Origin of the sequence: Paenibacillus sp. V4I9 (assembly GCF_030817295.1) — a bacterium.
Taxonomy (GTDB): domain Bacteria; phylum Bacillota; class Bacilli; order Paenibacillales; family NBRC-103111; genus Paenibacillus_E.
This window is the reverse complement of the sequence record NZ_JAUSZE010000001.1, coordinates 1,162,499-1,182,325: the sequence shown is the minus strand read 5'-3', so window position 1 is coordinate 1,182,325 and position 19,827 is coordinate 1,162,499. Positions and strand designations below refer to the sequence as shown.

Annotated in this window: 19 protein-coding genes and 1 rRNA gene; 8 read left to right on the top strand and 12 right to left on the bottom strand. The window is 44.5% G+C overall.

From position 1 onward, the window contains the following. Positions 1 to 62: 62 nt before the first annotated feature. The 3 genes from QFZ81_RS05795 to QFZ81_RS05785 form a co-directional block, all read right to left on the bottom strand. Positions 63 to 1,605: ribosomal RNA gene (locus QFZ81_RS05795) — 16S ribosomal RNA — on the bottom strand. A 290-nt stretch (positions 1,606 to 1,895) separates the two neighbouring features. Further along, positions 1,896 to 2,174 (bottom strand): hypothetical protein, encoded by a 279-nt coding sequence (locus QFZ81_RS05790; RefSeq protein WP_307601895.1) that lies wholly within the window; start codon positions 2,172 to 2,174, stop codon positions 1,896 to 1,898. Positions 2,175 to 2,368: 194 nt separating this feature from the next. After that, complete coding sequence (locus QFZ81_RS05785; RefSeq protein WP_307447003.1) at positions 2,369 to 3,574, bottom strand: S-layer homology domain-containing protein; 1,206 nt, start codon at positions 3,572 to 3,574, stop codon at positions 2,369 to 2,371. Positions 3,575 to 3,789: 215 nt separating this feature from the next. On the opposite strand from QFZ81_RS05785, the gene QFZ81_RS05780 reads away from it, so the two are divergent. The 4 genes from QFZ81_RS05780 (at position 3,790) to QFZ81_RS05765 (ending at position 8,373) form a co-directional block, all read left to right on the top strand. Beyond that, the gene (locus QFZ81_RS05780) at positions 3,790 to 5,445 is read left to right on the top strand and encodes an FAD-dependent oxidoreductase (RefSeq protein ID WP_307601893.1); all 1,656 of its coding nucleotides are present in this window, start codon (positions 3,790 to 3,792) and stop codon (positions 5,443 to 5,445) included. Between the two features lie 159 nt (positions 5,446 to 5,604). Next, on the top strand, positions 5,605 to 6,381 hold the full coding sequence (locus QFZ81_RS05775; protein WP_307447009.1) for a DeoR/GlpR family DNA-binding transcription regulator: 777 nt from the start codon (positions 5,605 to 5,607) through the stop codon (positions 6,379 to 6,381). Then, complete coding sequence (locus QFZ81_RS05770) at positions 6,374 to 7,198, top strand: HAD family hydrolase (RefSeq protein WP_307601891.1); 825 nt, start codon at positions 6,374 to 6,376, stop codon at positions 7,196 to 7,198. Before QFZ81_RS05775 ends, QFZ81_RS05770 begins: the two co-directional genes overlap by 8 nt. Further along, positions 7,195 to 8,373, top strand: a complete 1,179-nt coding sequence (locus tag QFZ81_RS05765) for an MFS transporter (protein ID WP_307447015.1) — start codon at positions 7,195 to 7,197, stop codon at positions 8,371 to 8,373. Before QFZ81_RS05770 ends, QFZ81_RS05765 begins: the two co-directional genes overlap by 4 nt. Positions 8,374 to 8,418: 45 nt before the next feature. On the opposite strand, the gene QFZ81_RS05760 is transcribed toward QFZ81_RS05765, so the two are convergent. The 4 genes from QFZ81_RS05760 to QFZ81_RS05745 form a co-directional block, all read right to left on the bottom strand. Beyond that, complete coding sequence (locus QFZ81_RS05760) at positions 8,419 to 8,964, bottom strand: hypothetical protein (protein ID WP_307601889.1); 546 nt, start codon at positions 8,962 to 8,964, stop codon at positions 8,419 to 8,421. A gap of 46 nt (positions 8,965 to 9,010) precedes the next feature. Beyond that, positions 9,011 to 10,447, bottom strand: coding sequence for a DEAD/DEAH box helicase (locus QFZ81_RS05755; protein WP_307601887.1), 1,437 nt, complete (start codon positions 10,445 to 10,447; stop codon positions 9,011 to 9,013). A gap of 110 nt (positions 10,448 to 10,557) precedes the next feature. Beyond that, positions 10,558 to 11,079, bottom strand: coding sequence for an RNA polymerase sigma factor (locus QFZ81_RS05750; RefSeq protein ID WP_307447024.1), 522 nt, complete (start codon positions 11,077 to 11,079; stop codon positions 10,558 to 10,560). A gap of 150 nt (positions 11,080 to 11,229) precedes the next feature. Next, complete coding sequence (locus tag QFZ81_RS05745; RefSeq protein ID WP_307447027.1) at positions 11,230 to 12,063, bottom strand: alpha/beta hydrolase family protein; 834 nt, start codon at positions 12,061 to 12,063, stop codon at positions 11,230 to 11,232. Between the two features lie 83 nt (positions 12,064 to 12,146). On the opposite strand from QFZ81_RS05745, the gene QFZ81_RS05740 reads away from it, so the two are divergent. After that, positions 12,147 to 12,407 (top strand): DUF2573 family protein, encoded by a 261-nt coding sequence (locus QFZ81_RS05740; RefSeq protein ID WP_029197400.1) that lies wholly within the window; start codon positions 12,147 to 12,149, stop codon positions 12,405 to 12,407. A gap of 60 nt (positions 12,408 to 12,467) precedes the next feature. On the opposite strand, the gene QFZ81_RS05735 is transcribed toward QFZ81_RS05740, so the two are convergent. After that, a complete protein-coding gene (locus QFZ81_RS05735) occupies positions 12,468 to 13,244 on the bottom strand; it encodes an SDR family NAD(P)-dependent oxidoreductase (RefSeq protein ID WP_307601885.1) in 777 nt (258 codons plus the stop codon). A gap of 100 nt (positions 13,245 to 13,344) precedes the next feature. Further along, positions 13,345 to 13,803: a chemotaxis protein CheX gene (locus QFZ81_RS05730; protein ID WP_307447034.1), complete on the bottom strand. Its 459-nt coding sequence runs from the start codon at positions 13,801 to 13,803 to the stop codon at positions 13,345 to 13,347. 284 nt (positions 13,804 to 14,087) lie between these two features. Here QFZ81_RS05730 and QFZ81_RS05725 point away from each other — a divergent pair, with 284 nt between their 5' ends. Beyond that, positions 14,088 to 15,752 (top strand): PAS domain-containing sensor histidine kinase, encoded by a 1,665-nt coding sequence (locus QFZ81_RS05725; RefSeq protein ID WP_307447038.1) that lies wholly within the window; start codon positions 14,088 to 14,090, stop codon positions 15,750 to 15,752. Positions 15,753 to 15,777: 25 nt separating this feature from the next. Then, positions 15,778 to 16,569 carry a TIGR01457 family HAD-type hydrolase gene (locus QFZ81_RS05720; RefSeq protein WP_307601883.1) on the top strand — a complete coding sequence of 264 codons (792 nt, stop codon included), beginning with the start codon at positions 15,778 to 15,780 and terminating at the stop codon, positions 16,567 to 16,569. 240 nt (positions 16,570 to 16,809) lie between these two features. On the opposite strand, the gene QFZ81_RS05715 is transcribed toward QFZ81_RS05720, so the two are convergent. Genes QFZ81_RS05715 through QFZ81_RS05710 form a run of 3 tightly spaced genes read right to left on the bottom strand, consistent with a single transcriptional unit; the run spans position 16,810 to position 18,582 of the window. Next, the gene (locus QFZ81_RS05715; RefSeq protein ID WP_307601882.1) at positions 16,810 to 17,388 is read right to left on the bottom strand and encodes a PadR family transcriptional regulator; all 579 of its coding nucleotides are present in this window, start codon (positions 17,386 to 17,388) and stop codon (positions 16,810 to 16,812) included. A 13-nt stretch (positions 17,389 to 17,401) separates the two neighbouring features. Next, on the bottom strand, positions 17,402 to 17,749 hold the full coding sequence (locus QFZ81_RS37245; RefSeq protein WP_373463642.1) for an MFS transporter: 348 nt from the start codon (positions 17,747 to 17,749) through the stop codon (positions 17,402 to 17,404). After that, a complete protein-coding gene (locus QFZ81_RS05710) occupies positions 17,746 to 18,582 on the bottom strand; it encodes an MFS transporter (protein ID WP_373463641.1) in 837 nt (278 codons plus the stop codon). Before QFZ81_RS05710 ends, QFZ81_RS37245 begins: the two co-directional genes overlap by 4 nt. A gap of 253 nt (positions 18,583 to 18,835) precedes the next feature. On the opposite strand from QFZ81_RS05710, the gene QFZ81_RS05705 reads away from it, so the two are divergent. Further along, positions 18,836 to 19,738 (top strand): LysR family transcriptional regulator, encoded by a 903-nt coding sequence (locus QFZ81_RS05705; protein WP_307447052.1) that lies wholly within the window; start codon positions 18,836 to 18,838, stop codon positions 19,736 to 19,738. Positions 19,739 to 19,827 lie beyond the last annotated feature (89 nt).

The following is a 19,827-nucleotide window of genomic DNA, read 5'->3' as shown; positions in this document are numbered from 1 at the left end:
GTGAGTAAACGTTTTGTATCCGAAGATACTTGACTGGATCTATCAGATCCGAGTCTCCATAGAAAGGAGGTGATCCAGCCGCACCTTCCGATACGGCTACCTTGTTACGACTTCACCCCAATCATCTACCCCACCTTCGGCGGCTGGCTCCCTTGCGGGTTACCCCACCGACTTCGGGTGTTGTAAACTCTCGTGGTGTGACGGGCGGTGTGTACAAGACCCGGGAACGTATTCACCGCGGCATGCTGATCCGCGATTACTAGCAATTCCGACTTCATGCAGGCGAGTTGCAGCCTGCAATCCGAACTGAGATCGGCTTATAAGGATTGGCTCCACCTCGCGGCTTCGCTTCCCGTTGTACCGACCATTGTAGTACGTGTGTAGCCCAGGTCATAAGGGGCATGATGATTTGACGTCATCCCCACCTTCCTCCGGTTTGTCACCGGCAGTCATCTTAGAGTGCCCACCCAAAGTGCTGGCAACTAAGATCAAGGGTTGCGCTCGTTGCGGGACTTAACCCAACATCTCACGACACGAGCTGACGACAACCATGCACCACCTGTCTCCTCTGTCCCGAAGGCCTACGATATCTCTACCGTATTCAGAGGGATGTCAAGACCTGGTAAGGTTCTTCGCGTTGCTTCGAATTAAACCACATACTCCACTGCTTGTGCGGGTCCCCGTCAATTCCTTTGAGTTTCACTCTTGCGAGCGTACTCCCCAGGCGGCATACTTACTGTGTTAACTTCGGCACCGAGGAATCGAATCCCCAACACCTAGTATGCATCGTTTACGGCGTGGACTACCAGGGTATCTAATCCTGTTTGCTCCCCCACGCTTTCGCGCCTCAGCGTCAGTTATAGGCCAGAAAGTCGCCTTCGCCACTGGTGTTCCTCCACATCTCTACGCATTTCACCGCTACACGTGGAATTCCACTTTCCTCTCCTACACTCAAGTCAACCAGTTTTGGATGCGAACCGGGGTTGAGCCCCGGGCTTAAACACCCAACTTAATTAACCGCCTGCGCGCGCTTTACGCCCAATAATTCCGGACAACGCTTGCCCCCTACGTATTACCGCGGCTGCTGGCACGTAGTTAGCCGGGGCTTTCTTCTCCTATACCGTCACACAAAAGGCAGTTACTCCTCTTGCTGTTCGTCTAGGGCAACAGAGCTTTACGATCCGAAAACCTTCATCACTCACGCGGCGTTGCTCCGTCAGACTTGCGTCCATTGCGGAAGATTCCCTACTGCTGCCTCCCGTAGGAGTCTGGGCCGTGTCTCAGTCCCAGTGTGGCCGTTCACCCTCTCAGGTCGGCTACGCATCGTCGCCTTGGTGAGCCGTTACCTCACCAACTAGCTAATGCGCCGCAGGCCCATCTATAAGCCACAGATTGCTCCGTGTTTCATAATTCTCTCATGCGAGAAAACCAATTATCCGGTCTTAGCTATCGTTTCCGATAGTTATCCCAGTCTTATAGGCAGGTTACCTACGTGTTACTCACCCGTCCGCCGCTAACTTATCCCGAAGGATAAATCCGCTCGACTTGCATGTATTAGGCACGCCGCCAGCGTTCGTCCTGAGCCAGGATCAAACTCTCCATAATAGTAAAACTATCTGAAAGCTTAATTGCTCATTTGCGTTGCTAGCGAGATTTTGCAATCTCTTTTTGAACGATTTCTCGTTCGTGCTTACTCACTCGTTGTTCAGTTTTCAAAGATCAATTTCTTTCGTTTTCCGTCCTACTCTCTCGGCCGGATTTATAATATAGCATAATCGCCTAATCAAATGCAAGCTTTATTTTTACTTTTTTCGATAAAAAATTCAGCTCGTTTTAGCCGGATTAATAATATATCATGGTAACTTGAATAATTCAACACCTATTCGACATATTTTTTACGAAGGCGCTCGATTAAGCACTTGCTCTACAAGTTCCTGCTCGAAACGCTCCTTTAATGAATCATTGCTAGGCCCTACAACCAAACCAATCTCTTTGAATTCGCGGATCAAGGTTTGAATACCAGCAAGGTTTCCCTCTTGAGCGAATTGGTCGGTTTGCTCTATTACATGATAAGCAATGGCTTGGTGAGCATCTGAAAAGCTTTGATCAACATTTGCAGCGCCTCGGTAATCGGCATAATACCTTTTAAATGTAGCCATGAGTGTTTCGTCCATAAATAGTCCAACTCCTAATATAGGGATCTTTAAACGTAGCTCAAAGTCTCTTCGCAATGCAAGACAAAGATCAGTTTCCCTCAATTAAAGCAAGATTATACAGCTAAAAAGCACAGTTGGCTCCCTGCTATAAATAAGCAAGGAGCCAACTGTATGTATCTAACCTTTTCTATATCTTTCGAATGGTGCTTTTATTATTTCACATCAATAGAAGTAACTACTTGGTTCTGTCCTTTAAGCTGGATCAGATGACCTTGTGTGAAAGCGCCTAAGTTACCTGTCAAAGCAACATCAGCAGACACGTTATAAATCGTTGTTTGGTTGTTGCCGTTAATATTTTGAGTAATGGAAATGGTAGTAATCTTACCTTGAGCATTAAGCGTAGTCGCATTCAACGTACCCAAAACATCGAAGGATTGATTAACTTCAGCCAACTTCGTTACTTCGACAAATACAACTGTATTATTGAATGTACGAACCTTCACTTCATCGCCAACTTGAATAGCGGCAGGAGCTACTTTCACACCATTACGCAAAATGAATGCATCTGGATGAAGAACGTACTGAGTAGAAACTCCGGCTTTAGTAACTGAAAGCACGTTGTTGTAAACTGCTGCGTTCACAGTGCCTGTAATAGAACTTTGATCTTCTGGCAATTGGTTACCAGTGCGATCCAATAAAGCGGCCAGTTGAGCACGTGTTACAGGTTGATTTGGTTTGAAAGTATTATCTTCAAAACCGTCAACTAGTCCTTTTTCGATAGCTACTGCAACATAACCAACAGAACCTGCTGGGATTTGCTTAGCATCTTTAAATGTAAGTGCTGTGTTCATTTTCGCCTTAGCTTCTGCATTTAATTTCAGAGCTTTCACCAAAAGAGTAGTCGCCCACAAGCGATCAGCTTCTTTTTGCGGTTGAACAGCGTCATCACTTTCTGTGAACAGATCATTCTCAAGTGCTACGGCTACGTAACCTACAGCCCAAGCAGGGATCTTGTCTGCATCTTTGAAATTCAATTTTGTAGACATTTCAGCAGCGGATTCAGCTTGTTCACGCAAGCCCATCAATCTCACAGCTGCCGTGATGGCTTCAATACGAGAAACGGACTTATCAGGTTTGAAAGTACCATCTTCATAACCTTCGAATACTTGCTTAGATGCTAGACTTGCTATGTAACGCATTGCCCATTGAGCACTTTTGAGATCATCAAAATTAATGCGGATTTGAATATTGCCTTTTACATTATATTTATTAGTATCGTATCCTTTGCTTTCAGTGCGTTTACCACGATCGTTATCCTCATGGTCATTATTTTTGGCAAACGCTGCTGTAGCGCCCCCCATTACCATTGTTAGTACAAGTCCAGTTGCTACAAATTTCTTCATTAGATTCTTTTTCATTCAAGTTCCCTCTCCCTTATTCATATAGTTTCATAAATAATGTGGAGCCTTCGCGAAGGGTTCCTGTGTTATGCTACAAGAATTCGCCCAACCGGTTATCTTTTTGGGGGTGGACATCAAAATCTTTTATATCAAGCTATTTTCTCAGTCTATTAAATCAACTTTGAAACTGCTAAACTTAAACCATATCAGACTATCGCTAAAGGAGTTTACACATGCGTTTACGGAATCCCCGAGTTCAACTTATTACCGCTTTAGCCGTTCTGCTTATTGTTTTGTCCGCAATTTCGTATAGCAAGGTTTGGCATAAGCAAGGGAACATGGAACCAGAAGCTGTTTCTGCGCCAGCAATCACGCATCCAGACACTCCAATCGTTAGCGAAGCACCCACAGCGCCTGTTGACCCAACAAATAATGAGAGCGTTAATACTTATCCTACTGAGCACATCGATGTAGTAGTCATCGGCAGTGAGCTTGAAGGTCTTTACCTAGCCAGAGCTGCAGCAGATGAAGGCTTGAAGGTTAAAGTACTGGATCCTCATAAAGCGTTTGGAGGTCAGATTCTCCAAAGTCAAATGCTATTTCTCGATGAAACCCGCGACGATCAAGGTCATTTACTCGTACAAGGCCGTGTCAAAGAATTATTCGACGGTTTCCGAAACGCCAAAATACGTAAGCTACCAGAATTCACTACATATATGAATAAATTAATCAAAGATATTCCTTTGGAATCTGGTATTGCCATTAATGAAATTGAACAAACGAATACACCGGATCATATGCACAAAATCGCTTCTATCGTTTACACTACGGAACAGAATGAAAAGAAGAAAATTACAGCATCCTATTGGGTTGATAACAGTGATTATGCGGCGTTAATCAGTCGATTAGATGCCAAGCGATTGCCAGGTCTTGAGAAGTTCTATGGTCAAAAAGAGATTGAATATATGAGTGCTGGCATGATGATGAAGTTCAAAAATGTCGACTGGAAAAAGTTTAATACCGCATTTAATCTATTAAAACCAGAAGAGAAATCGAAGCAATTCGGTGGAGGTTATGTAAGTGATAGCTTCGCTATTGGACTAAGCGGAATGACTAAGGCCTATCATCCTTCCAATGATCGAGTTTTTCTAAGAGGTTTGAACGCGGTGCATCAACGAGATGGGGAAGTTCTAATTAACGCCCTTCTTGTTTATACCGTTGATCCTTCAAAACCTGAATCCATCCAAGAGGCTGTTAGCCTAGGTAATAAAGAAACACCTTTGATTCTCAATCACTTTCGTAAAACGTTACCGGGTTGGGCACATGCTGAATTAGGTGAATTTCCTACGTATCCCTATGTCCGAGAATATAATCACTATGAAATGGACTATGTTTTAAAACCATCTGATCTCCTTTCGGGCACGATGTTCTGGGATAATGTCAGTATTGGTGGGTATCCGCTTGATTTACAAGGCACAAGTGCTAACAAGTGGGGTATTGAAATGGGACGTCCGGATAAATACGGCATGCCGCTGCGCAGCTTTTTGTTGAAAAATTATGAAAATGTCATTGCGGCCGGAAAAAATGTAGGCTCATCAGCTATCGCCTATGGAAGCACAAGAATTCAACCGAACACAAGTCTTGCTGCAGAGTCTATCGGAGTTATATTAGGTCAATTGCATGGCAAGCAAAAGCTCAGGGAAATAAAACCTGATGAAATGGCCAAACTCCAGCAGTACCTAGCTCACCACTATCAAATCAAGCTTACGGGTGTAGTAGGTACGAATAAAATTACCGGTTGGAACGAAGAAGAAATTAGAAAGCTTGACTCCGGAGAAATTACGTATCCTAGCTATATTAAAACCAGAAAAAAACCTGCTATCAAATAATCATCTAAATAATCAGATAAATGGATCAGAAAACCGTGCATTCGTTCCTTGAGCGAATACACGGTCTTTTTTTAGTTGAAAGAATGCATAATCAGCATTATAATAAGTCATATACTTATTATCACTTACAATCACTTAAGCGAAAGGAGTGAATTCCCCTTGTTTCAAGAAGAAAGACTTATTTCAATCGTCGAATACTTAAAATCAAATAAACGAATTACCGTTGACCTTATTTGTGAGCTATACGATGTTTCAAGGGACACAGCTAGACGTGACATGGTAAAACTCGAAGAGCAAGGTACTATCGTTCGAACGCGCGGCGGTGCCATCCTCCCCACCCTTTCCAAAGAAGTTGGAGATTATGATCAAAGGCTGCAAGCAGAGTCTTCTTCGAAGCTAACGATTGGCAAGACAGCTGCGGCACTCGTTCAAGATGGCGATTATATCATGATGGACGCCTCAACCACAGTCCTACATGCTGCCACTGCACTAAGGTCCAAACAGAATATTGTCGTGACAAGTTCAATTGAAATTGCTGCTATTCTCACTCGTAAAGATGAAACGACCATCCATATTCTTGGCGGTGTACTAGATAACAAGCACCATAGTGTATACGGAGCGAAAGCGATCGAGATGTTAAATGACTATCATGTCGATAAACTGCTCATCGGGACTTGTGGAATTACAGAAGAAGGGCTGTCTGCTCCGAACGAAGAGGATTGTTATCTGGTGAGAGCCATGATGCAGCACGCGGACCAAGTTATTGTACTAGCTGATCATTCCAAATTCGGAAAGCGATTGTTTCATCGCGTCGTGGGATTCGAAAGTATTGATATCCTCGTAACCGATCAAGCATTAAGCACTGAAATGAAAGAGAAATTACTTGCATGTGATGTTGAAATCGTATTAGCAGGAGGAGAAGACCAACATGATTAAACTTATCGTAAGTGATTTGGACGGCACATTACTCGATCACAATAAGAAAGTCAGTTCTAGAGAATTAGCTGCACTAATGAAAGTCAAAGAAGCCGGTATTGGACTTTGTTTGGCATCAGGAAGAATGAACATTGAAATGCAGCAAGTATTAGCGGAAATTGGTCATCGCGCCTATTCCGTCTCACAAAATGGCGCATTCATCCACTTAGAGGATGGTACGTTCATGAAATCTCAGCTTTTTCAACCTGATTTGGCTTATCAAGTGTACCAGCTTCTTAAGGATTTTGATCTCGTCAAGCTCGTTTGCTCGGGCGAAGCCAATTATATCACGAATTTGACTCCTGCTTCTGATGATGTGCAATCTCGAACATTCCAACCTTTTATTGTAAAAGATGATGTGGAGCAGTCTTTGAAAGGGGACTTTGCTGTTTGTAAGTTCTCGATGTTTGGAAAAATAGAAACGCTCTTAGAGCTTAAGGCTCTAATGCAGGAAAAGCTTGGGGATCAGCTAGAAATGTTCATTTCCGACAAAGATTGTCTTGATATTATGCCTCTCGCTGTTTCAAAGGGCAGCTCTCTGCTTGTACTTATTGAAAAATTGGGCTTGCAGCCAGAAGAGATCGCCTGCTTCGGGGATTCTTTCAACGATGTATCGATGTTCGGCATCACACCTCATAGTTTTGCTATGAAAGGCGCTCATCCGGAGGTCAAACAAAAGGCATTGCACCATGTGGATTCTGTTGCAGAAGCCATTGGTCATGTATTTGCTTATAACGAGAAATATGCTGCCGATCAAAAAGGAAGCACTGTCTTATGAAGAGACTCTTAATTATGGCCTGCTTGTCTTACTTATTGACGGGCTGTACTCACGTTATTTTTGGAGCTGTATTACCCGAATTACTCACCCATTACGGAAGAAGTTACAGTGATGGCGGTCTACTTGTATTCATGGAATTCGGTGGCTTCCTTCTGGGTGTACTTTGTATGCCATCTCTCATACGTCGGATCAGTCGCAGAAGTACCATTACAACGGCTTTTGGTCTTCTCTTCTTGGCTATGATCACTATCGTTCTGCTACCTCCTTGGCCCATTGCGGTTTGTCTGTCATTCATAGCCGGGGTAGCTTTCGGACTCGTTGAATCCAGCATCAGCACCTTCGTATTAATTGCAGCAAAAGATCAACAAGCGGTTGCTTTCAGCAAGCTCGAGGTTTTCTTCGGACTTGGAGCATTATTTATGCCCATAGTATCAAGTATCCTGATCGCTAATGGTTTATGGAAATACGGATTTATGCTATTGGGATTAAGCGCACTCACTGCGTGTATTGTCTGGTCGAAGCTTTCCTTAGGCGAGCATGATGAGTTGTTAGCTCACAAAGCGGATCGCTCGAAGCGGACAGAGAAACTCCCTGTACTTACTAAGAGCTCCTTGACGTTTCTTTGTTTACTCATGATAGTTTTCTTCTTATATGTAGGAATGGAAAACACCATCGTTAATTTCTTGCCCTCGATCTTTACCGATCAATTACATGCTTCCAGCTCCGTTTCATCGCTTGCTGTAACAGCCTATTGGCTGGCCATGGTTGTAGGCCGATTATTTGCAGGTGTTGTTGCCGAGAAAATGACTTATTTCCGTTACTTGGCGGTCTCATTTGCAGGCAGCTTGCTCACCGTACTTATCTGGGTGTTTAGCACGAATCTATGGAGCAGCTTCGCCGTTGTACTATTACTTGGATTATTCATGTCCGGTATGTTCGCAGTAGCTCTCATTTATGCGAATCAACTGCTTCCAGGGCGTACGGAGCAAACAACGAGTACGCTTATCGCCGCAGGTGGATTAGGAGGTTCTATTCTTCCCTTAGGTGTCGGTTGGGGGATGGACCGATTTCATGTAGGCGTGTCAATTTGGTTTGTACTTATTGGCATGTGTGTCGTGTTAGGTATCATTTTATATTCTCGGAGATGGAACGTTCAAACCTCAAAGTCTGTATAAAGTTAAAAAAAGCTGAAATCCTTAGTGGATTCAGCTTTTTCTATGTTATCGCAACGGCTTTAATTGAACGATGATGGCTTTTTCCTCGAACATTACATTCTTCACACCAATAAGTTTTGGCAAGTGATCTTCAATAGGGAGTTCGATAGGAGCAAGTTGAACCCATTCACTTGGTACTTGCATGCCTTTAATACTCGTATTTCGATGTTGAACGACTAAATTCGGCGGGTTCCAAGCAAGGGTGAACATCATCTGGGCACCGATGGGTATCTTCTCCCGCCACCTCACATTCACGTCAGCCACAAGGTTTGAACCTTGAAGTGTAAGCTTCGCCCCTTCAATTCGAAAATCATTAGGCAGAACTTGATGACCAGCTAGCTGCTTCTTTACCACATCATTAAGTTCTTGTTCGGTTAGCTGTACCTCAAAATTCCGGTTCTTGACGATGTCTGCGATCTTGCTGCTGATTGTGACTTCTTTATAATCTAAGTTTAAAGCTTCGGTTGGTTTAACATGCCGAACGGCGATCACCAGTGCAGCCGAAAGGATAATGACCACAGCTATGGCGAAAATGACTATTTTTTTCAGCACGTTTCACACCCCGCAGATCAATTTGTTGTTGCCCTAGTAGGTAGGGCTACTCTTTGTTCTGCTGCTTTTCTTTGAGCCAACGAGGAGCGCCCTTGCTCTTGCGATCTCGCTCGCGCTCCGCTTTACTCACGGTCTTGCCAACGGCGGCCTTGTTCGTGTTCGCCTGCGCCGCCGGCTTCGCCGGGGCAGCGCTGCTCTGGCGAAGCGCGTCAGGCGCCGCGGCACTAGTACGCACCGCGCCCGCTGGCGCGGCAGCGTCCCGCGCGCCGGCGGAGCTGCGCGTAGGTGCTGCGCCGCTCGGGCGCGCAGCTTCGCGTCGGCTGCGCATCGTCGCCGCACTGCGGTCCTGGGCCGGGTCGACGAGCCGGCCCTCGAACATCGCCTTCGGCGCAATCGTGATGCCGAGCTGCTTCTCGAATTTGTCGAGAATGAACTGCTCCTTCGGCGTCACGATAGAGATGGTCGTGCCCTCGCGGCCCATCCGACCGGTCCTGCCTACGCGGTGGAGATAATACTCCGCGTTGGTCGCAGGATCCAAGTGGAAGACATGAGTCACGCCTTCAATATCAAGTCCTCTTGCGGCAACGTCCGTTGCCAGCAGCAATTGAAATTTCCCATCCCGGAAATTCCCCATCACTCGGGCCCGATCTTGTTTGCTAGCTTCTCCATACAAGGCTTCAACAGATAAACCTACGTATTGGAGTTTGCCCACCACTTGGGCAATATCGTCCGTGACGTTGATAAACACGATAGCTGATGTAGGCTTAATCAGACGTACAAGCCTTCTGAGCGTATCAATCTTCTCACGTTCCTGACACACCACATACATGTGTTCCAATGTTTCGGCTGTGCGTTGATTCGGATTGATTTTGATAATCACAGGATCTTTGAGCCATCTCCCCGCAGCTTGCTCCGTGCTTTGCGGGATCGTCGCGGAAACAAACACCATCTGACTGGACTTAAGCATCCCTTTAAGGACTGCTTCAACATCCTGCATGGAACCTAGCTCGAACACTTGGTCCACTTCATCAACAATACCCATTTTCACATGGTGCAAAGTTAGCTTCTTTATTTTCATAAGTTCAAGCAAGCGACCCGGCGTACCAACAACAATGTGAGGGTGTAATCGAAGCTTTTCTACTTGTCTAACAATGGCCGCTCCACCGATAAGAGATTGAGATCGAATCGGTCCTCCTTCAGTGAACTTCTCAATTTCCTGCATGATTTGCATACCTAGCTCCCTGGTGGGAACGACAACAAGCACCTGCAGTTGTTTTTGCGTAGGATCGATTCGTTCCAATGCTGGAAGCAAATAGGCTAATGTTTTACCCGTACCCGTTTGGGACTGAATGATGGCATCTTTCCCTTGCTTTAAAACAGGAATCCCTTCGGCTTGAATCGGTGTTGGCTCACCAATCCCTAATTCTTGCAATTTATCTAAATAGGACTGCGCGATCTGCAGTTGTTCAAAGCTTGTACTCAATTTACGAAAACCCCTTTTCTCATCCAATCTAATGTCCTTATTATATGCCACGCCGTAAAACGATACAAATCGACAACCACTGAAGCAGAAATAAGAGTCCTAAAGGACTCTTATCCGCCAGATCCCCACTCTTCAAGCAGTCTCTGCTTAATCACATCACGTGCCCGGAACAAGCGTTGTCGAACGACTCCCTCCGTTACACCAAGCTCATTAGCCATATCTTTGTAAGATAAATTATGGATCCATTTCATCGCAATAATTTGTCTGTAAGAGGGGCTAAGTTGATTAATGTAGGTGATAATAGCCTCGCGCATTAGCTTCAGCTCGACTTCTTGATCCAGTGGAACCAGATATTCAGATGTTGGTGCCGCTTCCTTGATACAGAGCATGAGTTCAACTTCCAGCTCATCCCGGTTGCGCTTGTGCTTACGAAGATGATTGAGTGTAACATTCCGAGTTAACTTCTTAACCCAGCTTTCATATTTATCAATTTCAGTCAATAAAGGCGCTTTACGAACAGCCCTAAGAAATGACTCCTGAATAATGTCTTCCACCGCCGCATGATCCCTTAATATGAAGTAAATCATGGGATATACGAGGAGATAGAACTCCTGGTATATCTGCTCTTGCACGCTCTTATCTAATGTATAAAAATCACTGCTGAATATCAGTCTCAGAGACTTCGAATTAAACGCCCCCTAGCCTACCAGGTAGAACTAACGTATTGTGTTCCTACCTTATTTTAGGTCATAAAGGGGGAGTAAACAATAATAATAATTAATTTAATTGGAAAAGACTTCCTGCTTACTTCGTTCAAGCTTTTCATTGAGCCATGTAAATACGTCATCCAGAGCCTTTTCATCTTCTTTTCGAGGGAACCGATGATCTAGTCCTGTATATAGAGCCATCGTGTAATCTTTGCCAGCTTGATCCAGAGAGTCAGCCAGTTTTCTTGCATGTCCGATGTCCACTTGTGAATCATTCGTTCCATGGATAATATAGATGGGCGAGTTGATTTCATTTACCCAACATGCCGGGGAGCGATCGATGTAAGCTTCGACTTGCTTCTTCGGATGTCCGACAACCCGTTTGAGCATCCGCCGCAAATCTACACGCTGTTCATAGGTATCCAACATGTCACTTACACCTCCCCAAACGACAACAGGGCCAACCCCGCTGCACTCTCGGGCTGCACGCATGGCCATAACAGCACCTCTGGAAAATCCAATCAATGGTATAGGACCTGGCAACACTTCCTCTAAAGATTGCACCATTGGAATGGCATGAAACAAATCGAACCTGTCTTCTCCGCCAAAATCCTCACGCCCTTCACCACCTTCATTCCCCCGATAATAGGGAGCAAAGACGACGTAGCCGCGTTTAGCCATCGATATAATTCTTCGTTTACGAACCATCCCAACACGTTTAATGCCGCCGCGGCAGTAAATGACAGCAGGTCGTGGACTTGTTCCATCTGGAACGGCTAAAAGGCCTTTCACTTTTAGGCCTTGACTAACATAAGTAAGGATATACAGCGATATATGCTTCACGAAGCAGCGAATTTGCTCTTTTCCTAATAGTTGACCATCTCGGATATCATCTAGTGCAATGGGCATGGGTTCCCCCTATTTTGACAGCTCTCTTATCATCATATAAACTAAATGTACTCCACCTATTTTCCATCCGAAGGGATGAAACTATGAATACAGATTTTGAGAATGAATTTAATTCCTTAGTGTTCAAAACAGCTGAACTCATCACGGGCGATACTTCACCTGAAATGCTTGAGAAAATTAAGATTTGGGCATTTTTTAATCATGTTCATAAGTCGCTGCCGGCATTAACCTCCCACTGGAATCAAACGCATCCAGAAGGCAAAGCCGAAGTACGTCGCATTTTCGAAGAAATTCGAGAATTGAACCAGGCCTTACAAGCGGCGAAAAAGCCAGAACAGACTTAGAATCATCCATCAATGAAAGAAAAAAAGCGGGCGGAATCCCAATCTATGACTGGGAGCCGCTTATTTTTTATTTAAAATGCCTGATGCCAAGCGATCGAACATTCGCGGGAATAGATGAAATAATTTGATTCCCATTCCAGCCACAAAAGGAAGATCTTTCTCAGGAATATTTCTTTCTATCGCATGTATGAGTTCTTTGACGACTTTCTCCGGTTTAAGCATAAACCAAGCCACATTTTTGACATAGTTACCGCTCGGGTCTGCTTTATCAAAGAAAGGAGTTGAAATGGGTCCCGGGTTAATCGCTGTTATGGAGATCCCAGTTCTTATAAGCTCCTGCCGCAAACTGTTCGTGAAGCCTAGTACTGCGTGCTTAGTCGCGGAATAACCTGTGGATTTGGCCGAACCGATCTTACCCGCCATAGAAGCCACGTTCACGATATGACCGCTCCCGGCCTTTAACATATGAGGCAATACAGCTTGGGTACAGCGGACTAGGCCCATGTAATTTACATTCATCATTTCTTCAAAATGAGCAAGCGGCGCCTCCCTAAACGACTCAAATATCCCGTACCCCGCGTTATTAATCAAAATATCAATACGACCAAATTTGGCTATAATTTGTCCCACAACATCATGAACCTGCTCTGTATTCGTTACGTCCATCTCGTAAACGGCATGCTGCCCTTGCAAGCCCGAAGCAATTTCTTCAAGTTTATTTGTACTGCGTGCAGTTAATATAGGAATGGCTCCTTTAGCTGCAAATTGCTGTGCCATCACGGCCCCAATGCCGCTCGAAGCTCCTGTAATCAAGACGATTTTGTTCGAAATGTTCAAGCTTACCTTCTCCTTATGGCACAGTTTATGTAAAAAAAATGGAGATACCGCTTCAGCAGCACTCCAGTTCATTTTAGCATATGTATCTATAATAGGTCTCTTACGTGATTAATACTTGAATATCCAGCTCGCCAATGTTATCCATGATCAAAGGTATGGTCAATGCTTTCTTCGGCACAAATCCAGCAGCCGTTGCAGATTGAACAATCTTCGGTGGTGTAATATCCACCCTTACCCCTTGATTGAAAAGCATCGTGCTTGCATTCCCACTAATCATATTACCAAGCTCAGAGATGGCGCTCTTACCCATTTCGTCCATTTCTGTAATAATAAATCCACCCATCATGGCAGAAACCATTTTCAAAGCAACATCCTCAGCTAAGCCGAAAACAATATCGCCTTCCATCTGCCCGGTCATCCCGATTTGTATCCAGATATACTTCTCCACAAATTTGACGTCTTTGACGCCGAGCTGCCCCGTTGTTGGGCGAATGTTAGCAACTTGCTCGATGACAATTCTAGCCGACTCCAAAAAGGGATTAATGTACTCAGCCTTCATAGCTCCGCTCCGATCTCATTTGTGAATAAGTTCCACAGAAAAACGACCTTTTTCAACATTATACCTAAAAAATTAGGACAAGTATACTGTCTTTTTCGATAAAATAGTTCCTACTACTCAGATACACAAACTCATCCTACCTTCATACTTATATTGTCGAACAACGATGCAATTGTTCATGAACAAAGGAAATTGCAGCATGAATATGGAAGAATATATATATTCGTGTCGAATCCTGATAAGCTTATGGGAGAAAATTCCTTAAAGGGGCGTTGAAAGTCTATATGAATAAACAGCATATTACTGCTCGAAATTGGAATTTATATCAACTTGCGCTTGTTTATCATATTATTTCCGTATTTTTGATTGGGACAAATTTCTACTTTATACATCCTCTTGCTTATGTGCAAGATAACCCATTGATAGGTCTATTTATCGATGTTATTCTATTTAGCTCCATACTCGGATTAGCTTTATTTGGCATTAAAGTAATTAAAAAAAGAGAATCCTCCATTAACGAAACCGCGAAGCGATATAAATCACTTTATGATAATCATCCTGATTCTATTATCTCGTTTAGCTTGGACGGCGAGGTATTGTCCGCTAATCATGGTTTGGAAAGTCTTCTAGGACTAGCTCATGAGACCTCGATGTTAACTTCCTTCATTCCTATGATCAATCCGCCCGATCTGCTCAAAGCATTGCATCATTTCCAAGTGGCTTCGGCCGGGATGCCGCAAAATTTCGAGGCTGCATTTATACATCAGAAAGGATACCCTATCCAATCCAATGTAACGTTCGTCCCGACGATGGTAGATGGCAGTATTGTTGGGGTCTTCGCCATTCTTAAAGATTTGACTGAAGTCAAGGAACAGAAAAAGGTCATCGATAAGCTGTATAAGCAAAATCAACTCATTCTCAATTCCGTTTCGGAAGGTATTTACGGGATTGATATGAGTGGTCGCACAATTTTCTGGAATAAGGCCGCTGAGGCTATAACCGGATGGAAAGTAGATGAAATGCTGGGCCGGCAAATTCATAATCTCATTCGACCCGTTAAGAGCGATGGTACTCTTTATCCACCTGAGGAAAGTCCTATTTTGGATACGATTTTGAATCATGAATTTTCTGATATGCAAGAGGATATGTTCTGGAGAAAAGATGAAACCACCTTCCCCGTCATGTACATGTCCAGTCCTATGCTTGAGGGCAAAGGTCAGCTTCTAGGTACGGTTATTACTTTCAAAGATATTACCGAGCTGAAAAAGACGCAAGAGCTGCTAATCAAATCAGACAAGCTATCAGCGGTTGGGCAATTGGCTGCTGGCGTTGCACATGAAATCCGAAATCCGCTAACGGCTTTGAAGGGATTCTTACAACTGCTTAAGACGAATAATGACAAAGAGAAATATTACATAGAGATCATGCAAAATGAACTAAAGCGTATCGAATTTATTGTGAATGAGTTCTTATTTGTATCTAAGCCGCAGGCGACACATTTCGCAACTCAAACCCTGGATTCCATTGTCACAAGCACAATTGAACTCCTTCAACCTCAAGCACTGCTTGGGAATATTCAGATTGAAGCAGAACTTATGCCCGATCTGCCACCTGTCTCCTGTGATGAACATCAGCTTAAGCAGGTTTTCATCAATATTATGAAAAATGCGTTGGAAGCTATGTCACAAGGTGGTACAATGCGTATTCAAGCTCTACTGGACAATAACAGAAACTACATAACTATACGTTTTATCGATCAGGGGTGCGGTATTGCACCAGAGCGGCTGCCCAAACTTGGAGAACCATTTTATAGTACGAAGGAAAAAGGAACAGGACTTGGCCTTATGGTCTGTTTTCGAATTATTGAAGCACATGGCGGCTTTATGGAAATTAGCAGTAAATTAGAAGAAGGAACGACGGTAGAGATCACACTTCCTTCCACGCAATAAACATATGAAAGGGAGTATTAGCAAGATGAAAGGTTTTCTCATTGATTTAGACGGCACACTGTACCGGGGGCATGAACCGATTCCCCATGCGGCTGCATTCATTCATTGGTTAAAGCAGCACCAACTGCCTTATTTGCTCGTGACGAACAACTCGTCTCGCACGCCAGAGCAGGTTGCCGAGCATCTGCTAGAGCTCGGCATAGAGATTCCAGCGGCAGCCGTCTATACGTCAGCGCAGGCGGCTGCTCAGTACTTGACCGAGCAGCGCGGAGGTAACCGCGTGCATATGGTCGGCGAAGCCGGACTACGGATCGCCTTGGAGGCGTCCGGCTTCGCATTGGGTGGGACGACGCCGGATTACGTCGTCCAAGGCATTGACCGCAGCTTCTCCTACGAGAAGCTGACCGAAGCGGTCCGCCATCTGAAGCATGGCGCGACCTATGTTCTAACCAACCCCGACCGCATGCTGCCGTCGGATGGTGGGCTTATGCCAGGAGCTGGCTCCCTGGCAGCTGCGATCACCTCCGCCTCGGGTGTGGAGCCCGTGGTGATCGGCAAGCCTTCGCCGATCATCATGGCTTACGCCATCGAGCGGCTCGGGCTGCCTGCCGCCGATGTCTGGGTCATCGGCGATAACGTACATACCGACATCCGCGGAGGCAGGTTGGCGGGATGCCGCACGGCGCTCGTGTTGACCGGTGTCGCCACGGCGGATAACGTGCAAGAGCAGCTGGCGTCGGCGGGCTTGACGCCGGACTTGATCTGCGATGATTTGCAGCATTTCATCGAGCAGTTAAACGGAATGGGCAGCTTATAGTGCCTACTTCAAAATGCATGCTGGGTATACAAGAGTATCTGATTGATCACAGACTGATATTACTTAAAGTAGCTGTTTTACACCAGTTGCGTGAGGCTGGGTTGAAGTAAGGATGTTTTTCATCGCTAAAGTGGGATTAGCGAGAGAAAAAGCTACTTTAAGGATGTTTTATATCGTTACCTCGCCACTTTCAAATAAAAAGCCGCAACTCCACTCAACACGAGCAGTTGCGGCTTTCTTCTATTCAATACGGTCCCAGTCAACTTCCAGCGGGGAGTTCTTCTCTTGCAAGCGGCCCTCTCTGGCATCCTTCTGCAGCTGCTCCAGCCATTTTAACTCGCTAAATGCCCGCTTATAGGTTCCTATTAACATCTGAAGGACAACTCTTGGAACAATGGAGATGTGTTCTTCATACAAGCTTTTCATCTTGTTCATAATCATTTTTTGGGCCAAAATCTTATTCTCAAGAATGTCGGCAATCTTCGCCTGATCTCCATGCACGGAGAAAGGCAGAGCGACATAAAGCGGATGGTAGTGCTTGATCTCTTCATGCAATTGGTCCACTAACAATTCTTGAAATTTCAATTTTCCGGCTGCGGTAATTTGATAGATCGTTTTCTCCGGACGATTCGTATCCCGTACAACCTCATGTGCTTCTACGAGTCCATCCTTGTGAAGCTGATCCATCGCATAATACAGCGAGCCGTCTTGCAGCTTCATGTAGTTGTTCATGCCTCTTTCTTTCATCGTCTGCCGAATTTCATAGGTATGCCGATTGGCTTCCATCAGCAGTCCGAGAATGACGAGCTTCATCGACATGGATGTTAACCTCCTAGTGTCCTACTGGTGCGCTTTCTTTGACTTGAGCGCTCAGCGCAGACATCGATGTAATTGGGAAGCAAGCGCCAAGCCCAAGACCAAGGAGAATCATATAGGTTGTAATTAGCCAGCGTTTGGAATCGATAGAGAGTCCGCCTAAAAGCGAAGTTGCCAGCAGCAGTAAGACTATGGAAAAAAGCATGACGTTGCGATAAGAGAACTTACCGATGAAGCGTCCGCCGAGTGCACTGCTGACCACGACACCAAGCATCATTGGGGTTAAGGTAGAGCCTGTACTTGTAGCTGAGCCTTCAAATACACCTTGAATGAATAAAGGTATGTATGTACCGGCTGAGATCAAAACCCACCATAAGCGAAGCTGACACCCATGCTGGCGCTAAATAGCCGATTTTTGAACAAATCAAGTGGGATAATCGGTTCTGCTGCATATTTTTCAATCATAATAAATGTACCTAAGAGAACAGCAAAACCTGCAAACAACCCGATGATTTGTAAGGAATCCCAAGCATATTCTTTACCTCCAAGTTCTAATGCGAACATGAGGGAGATAATCGATGCTGTCAGAAAAATAGTACCGCCCCAATCTATTTTCGCCTTACTGTGTTCCACGGATTCGTGATAAGAGAAAATGATTAATAATAAGGATACAATGCCTAGGGGGAGATTAATAAAGAAAATCCATTCCCAAGTTACATGGTCGGTGAAGTAAGCGCCAATGATTGGCCCCAGTACGCTGGATAGTCCGAATACAGCCCCGAACAGCCCTTGCATTTTACCCCGTTTCTCTGGCGGGAAAATATCAAAAATGATCGCAAAAGTAATCGGCATAAGGGCTCCGCCCCCGATACCTTGAATGGCGCGGTAGATGATGAGCTCGGTCATCGATCCAGCCGTTCCACATAAGGCTGAGCCAATCATAAATACAATGATACCGATAATAAAAAATAGTTTTCGACCATACATATCGGAGAGTTTACCGAAAATGGGCATGGCAGCCACATTCGCAATTAAATACGCAGAAAAAACCCAGACGAATTGGCTGAAACCGCCTAGTTTGGACACGATCGTTGGCATCGCTGTTGAAACAATGGTTTGATCCAGCGAAGCCAGTAAAAGTCCCAACATCAACGCCACAACGGTCCACGTTGTATTTGATTTACGGGTTAACGACATAAAATGAATCTCCTTCATAGTTTATTTAATATATATAAAATATTATAATCAAATTTGAGTAATTAGCAACGAAAATCGGCTATATTTGTCCTAACTTCCACGCTTGATTGTGCTTGGTTGTCCATCTTTATTCTGAAATGTTGCCGATTCCGCTACTCCTATCATATAATGGGGTTACAAAAGGTTTTTATGTCCTTTACAATTCCGATAAATTTTATTTGTATCTTTACTATGAAAAGCAGGAGGTATGCTCATGAATATGAACCAGTTAGAAACATTGCTCACCATATCCAAAACAATGAGCTTTCGAAAAGCTGGCGAAATTCTTAACTTGACCCAACCTGCCGTTTCCGCGCAAATTAAGAGCCTTGAAGACGAATTCGGCACAATTCTCATTGATCGCAATCAGCCTGTTACTTTAACCGATAGTGGTAAGCTGTTCTTGGAACACGCAGAAAAAATGCTGCGGATTGCCAGTGATCTCAAGCAGCGATTGTCCGACTTACATCATACGCCGCAAGGTCATATCCACATTGGCACGACAACGTCGATTGCCATGCAGATTTTGCCGAGGGTGCTGTCCTATTTCCAAGACCAATTCCCACTGATCAAGACGACCATTCACTCGATGACCTCTTCCCAAATCATGAACTCAGTGGAGAATAGTCAAATTGATATTGGAATTACGTATTTGTTCGAAAAAAATCAAGCCTTAGAAACTTCCGTGCTTTATTATGATACTTTCGAGCTGATTGTTTCCACGGCGCATCCACTTAGCCGTTTTGCCCATTTATCCATTGAGAAGCTGCGCAACATTCCATTCATTATGCTTTCTCCAGAAACAGCTGGACGACGATTCGTCGATCAAATCTTCAAAGCCTATGAAGTCTCCCCACATATAGTGATGGAGCTATCCAGCAGCGAGGAAGTGAAGCGCATGGTGGAGTTAAATCTCGGGGTTGCAATCATCTCCAAGCTTTCTGTTGCAGATGAACTGCGACATGGAACTTTGAAAATGGTCAAAGTGAACGAATTGGATATTACGCATCCTGTAGGTGTAGTATATAAGTCAGGACGCTACTTAAATTCTGCGATGCAGCAGTTCCTTCGTGATCTAAAAGGAATGCCGGAAACCCAGTTTCTCGGCTCAGAATAAGATTTACAGCTTACGATGCCAGTTTTACTAAAGCAAAACTCTAAGGTTCATGCTTACGATGTCAGTTTTGCTAAAGCAAAACTCTAAGG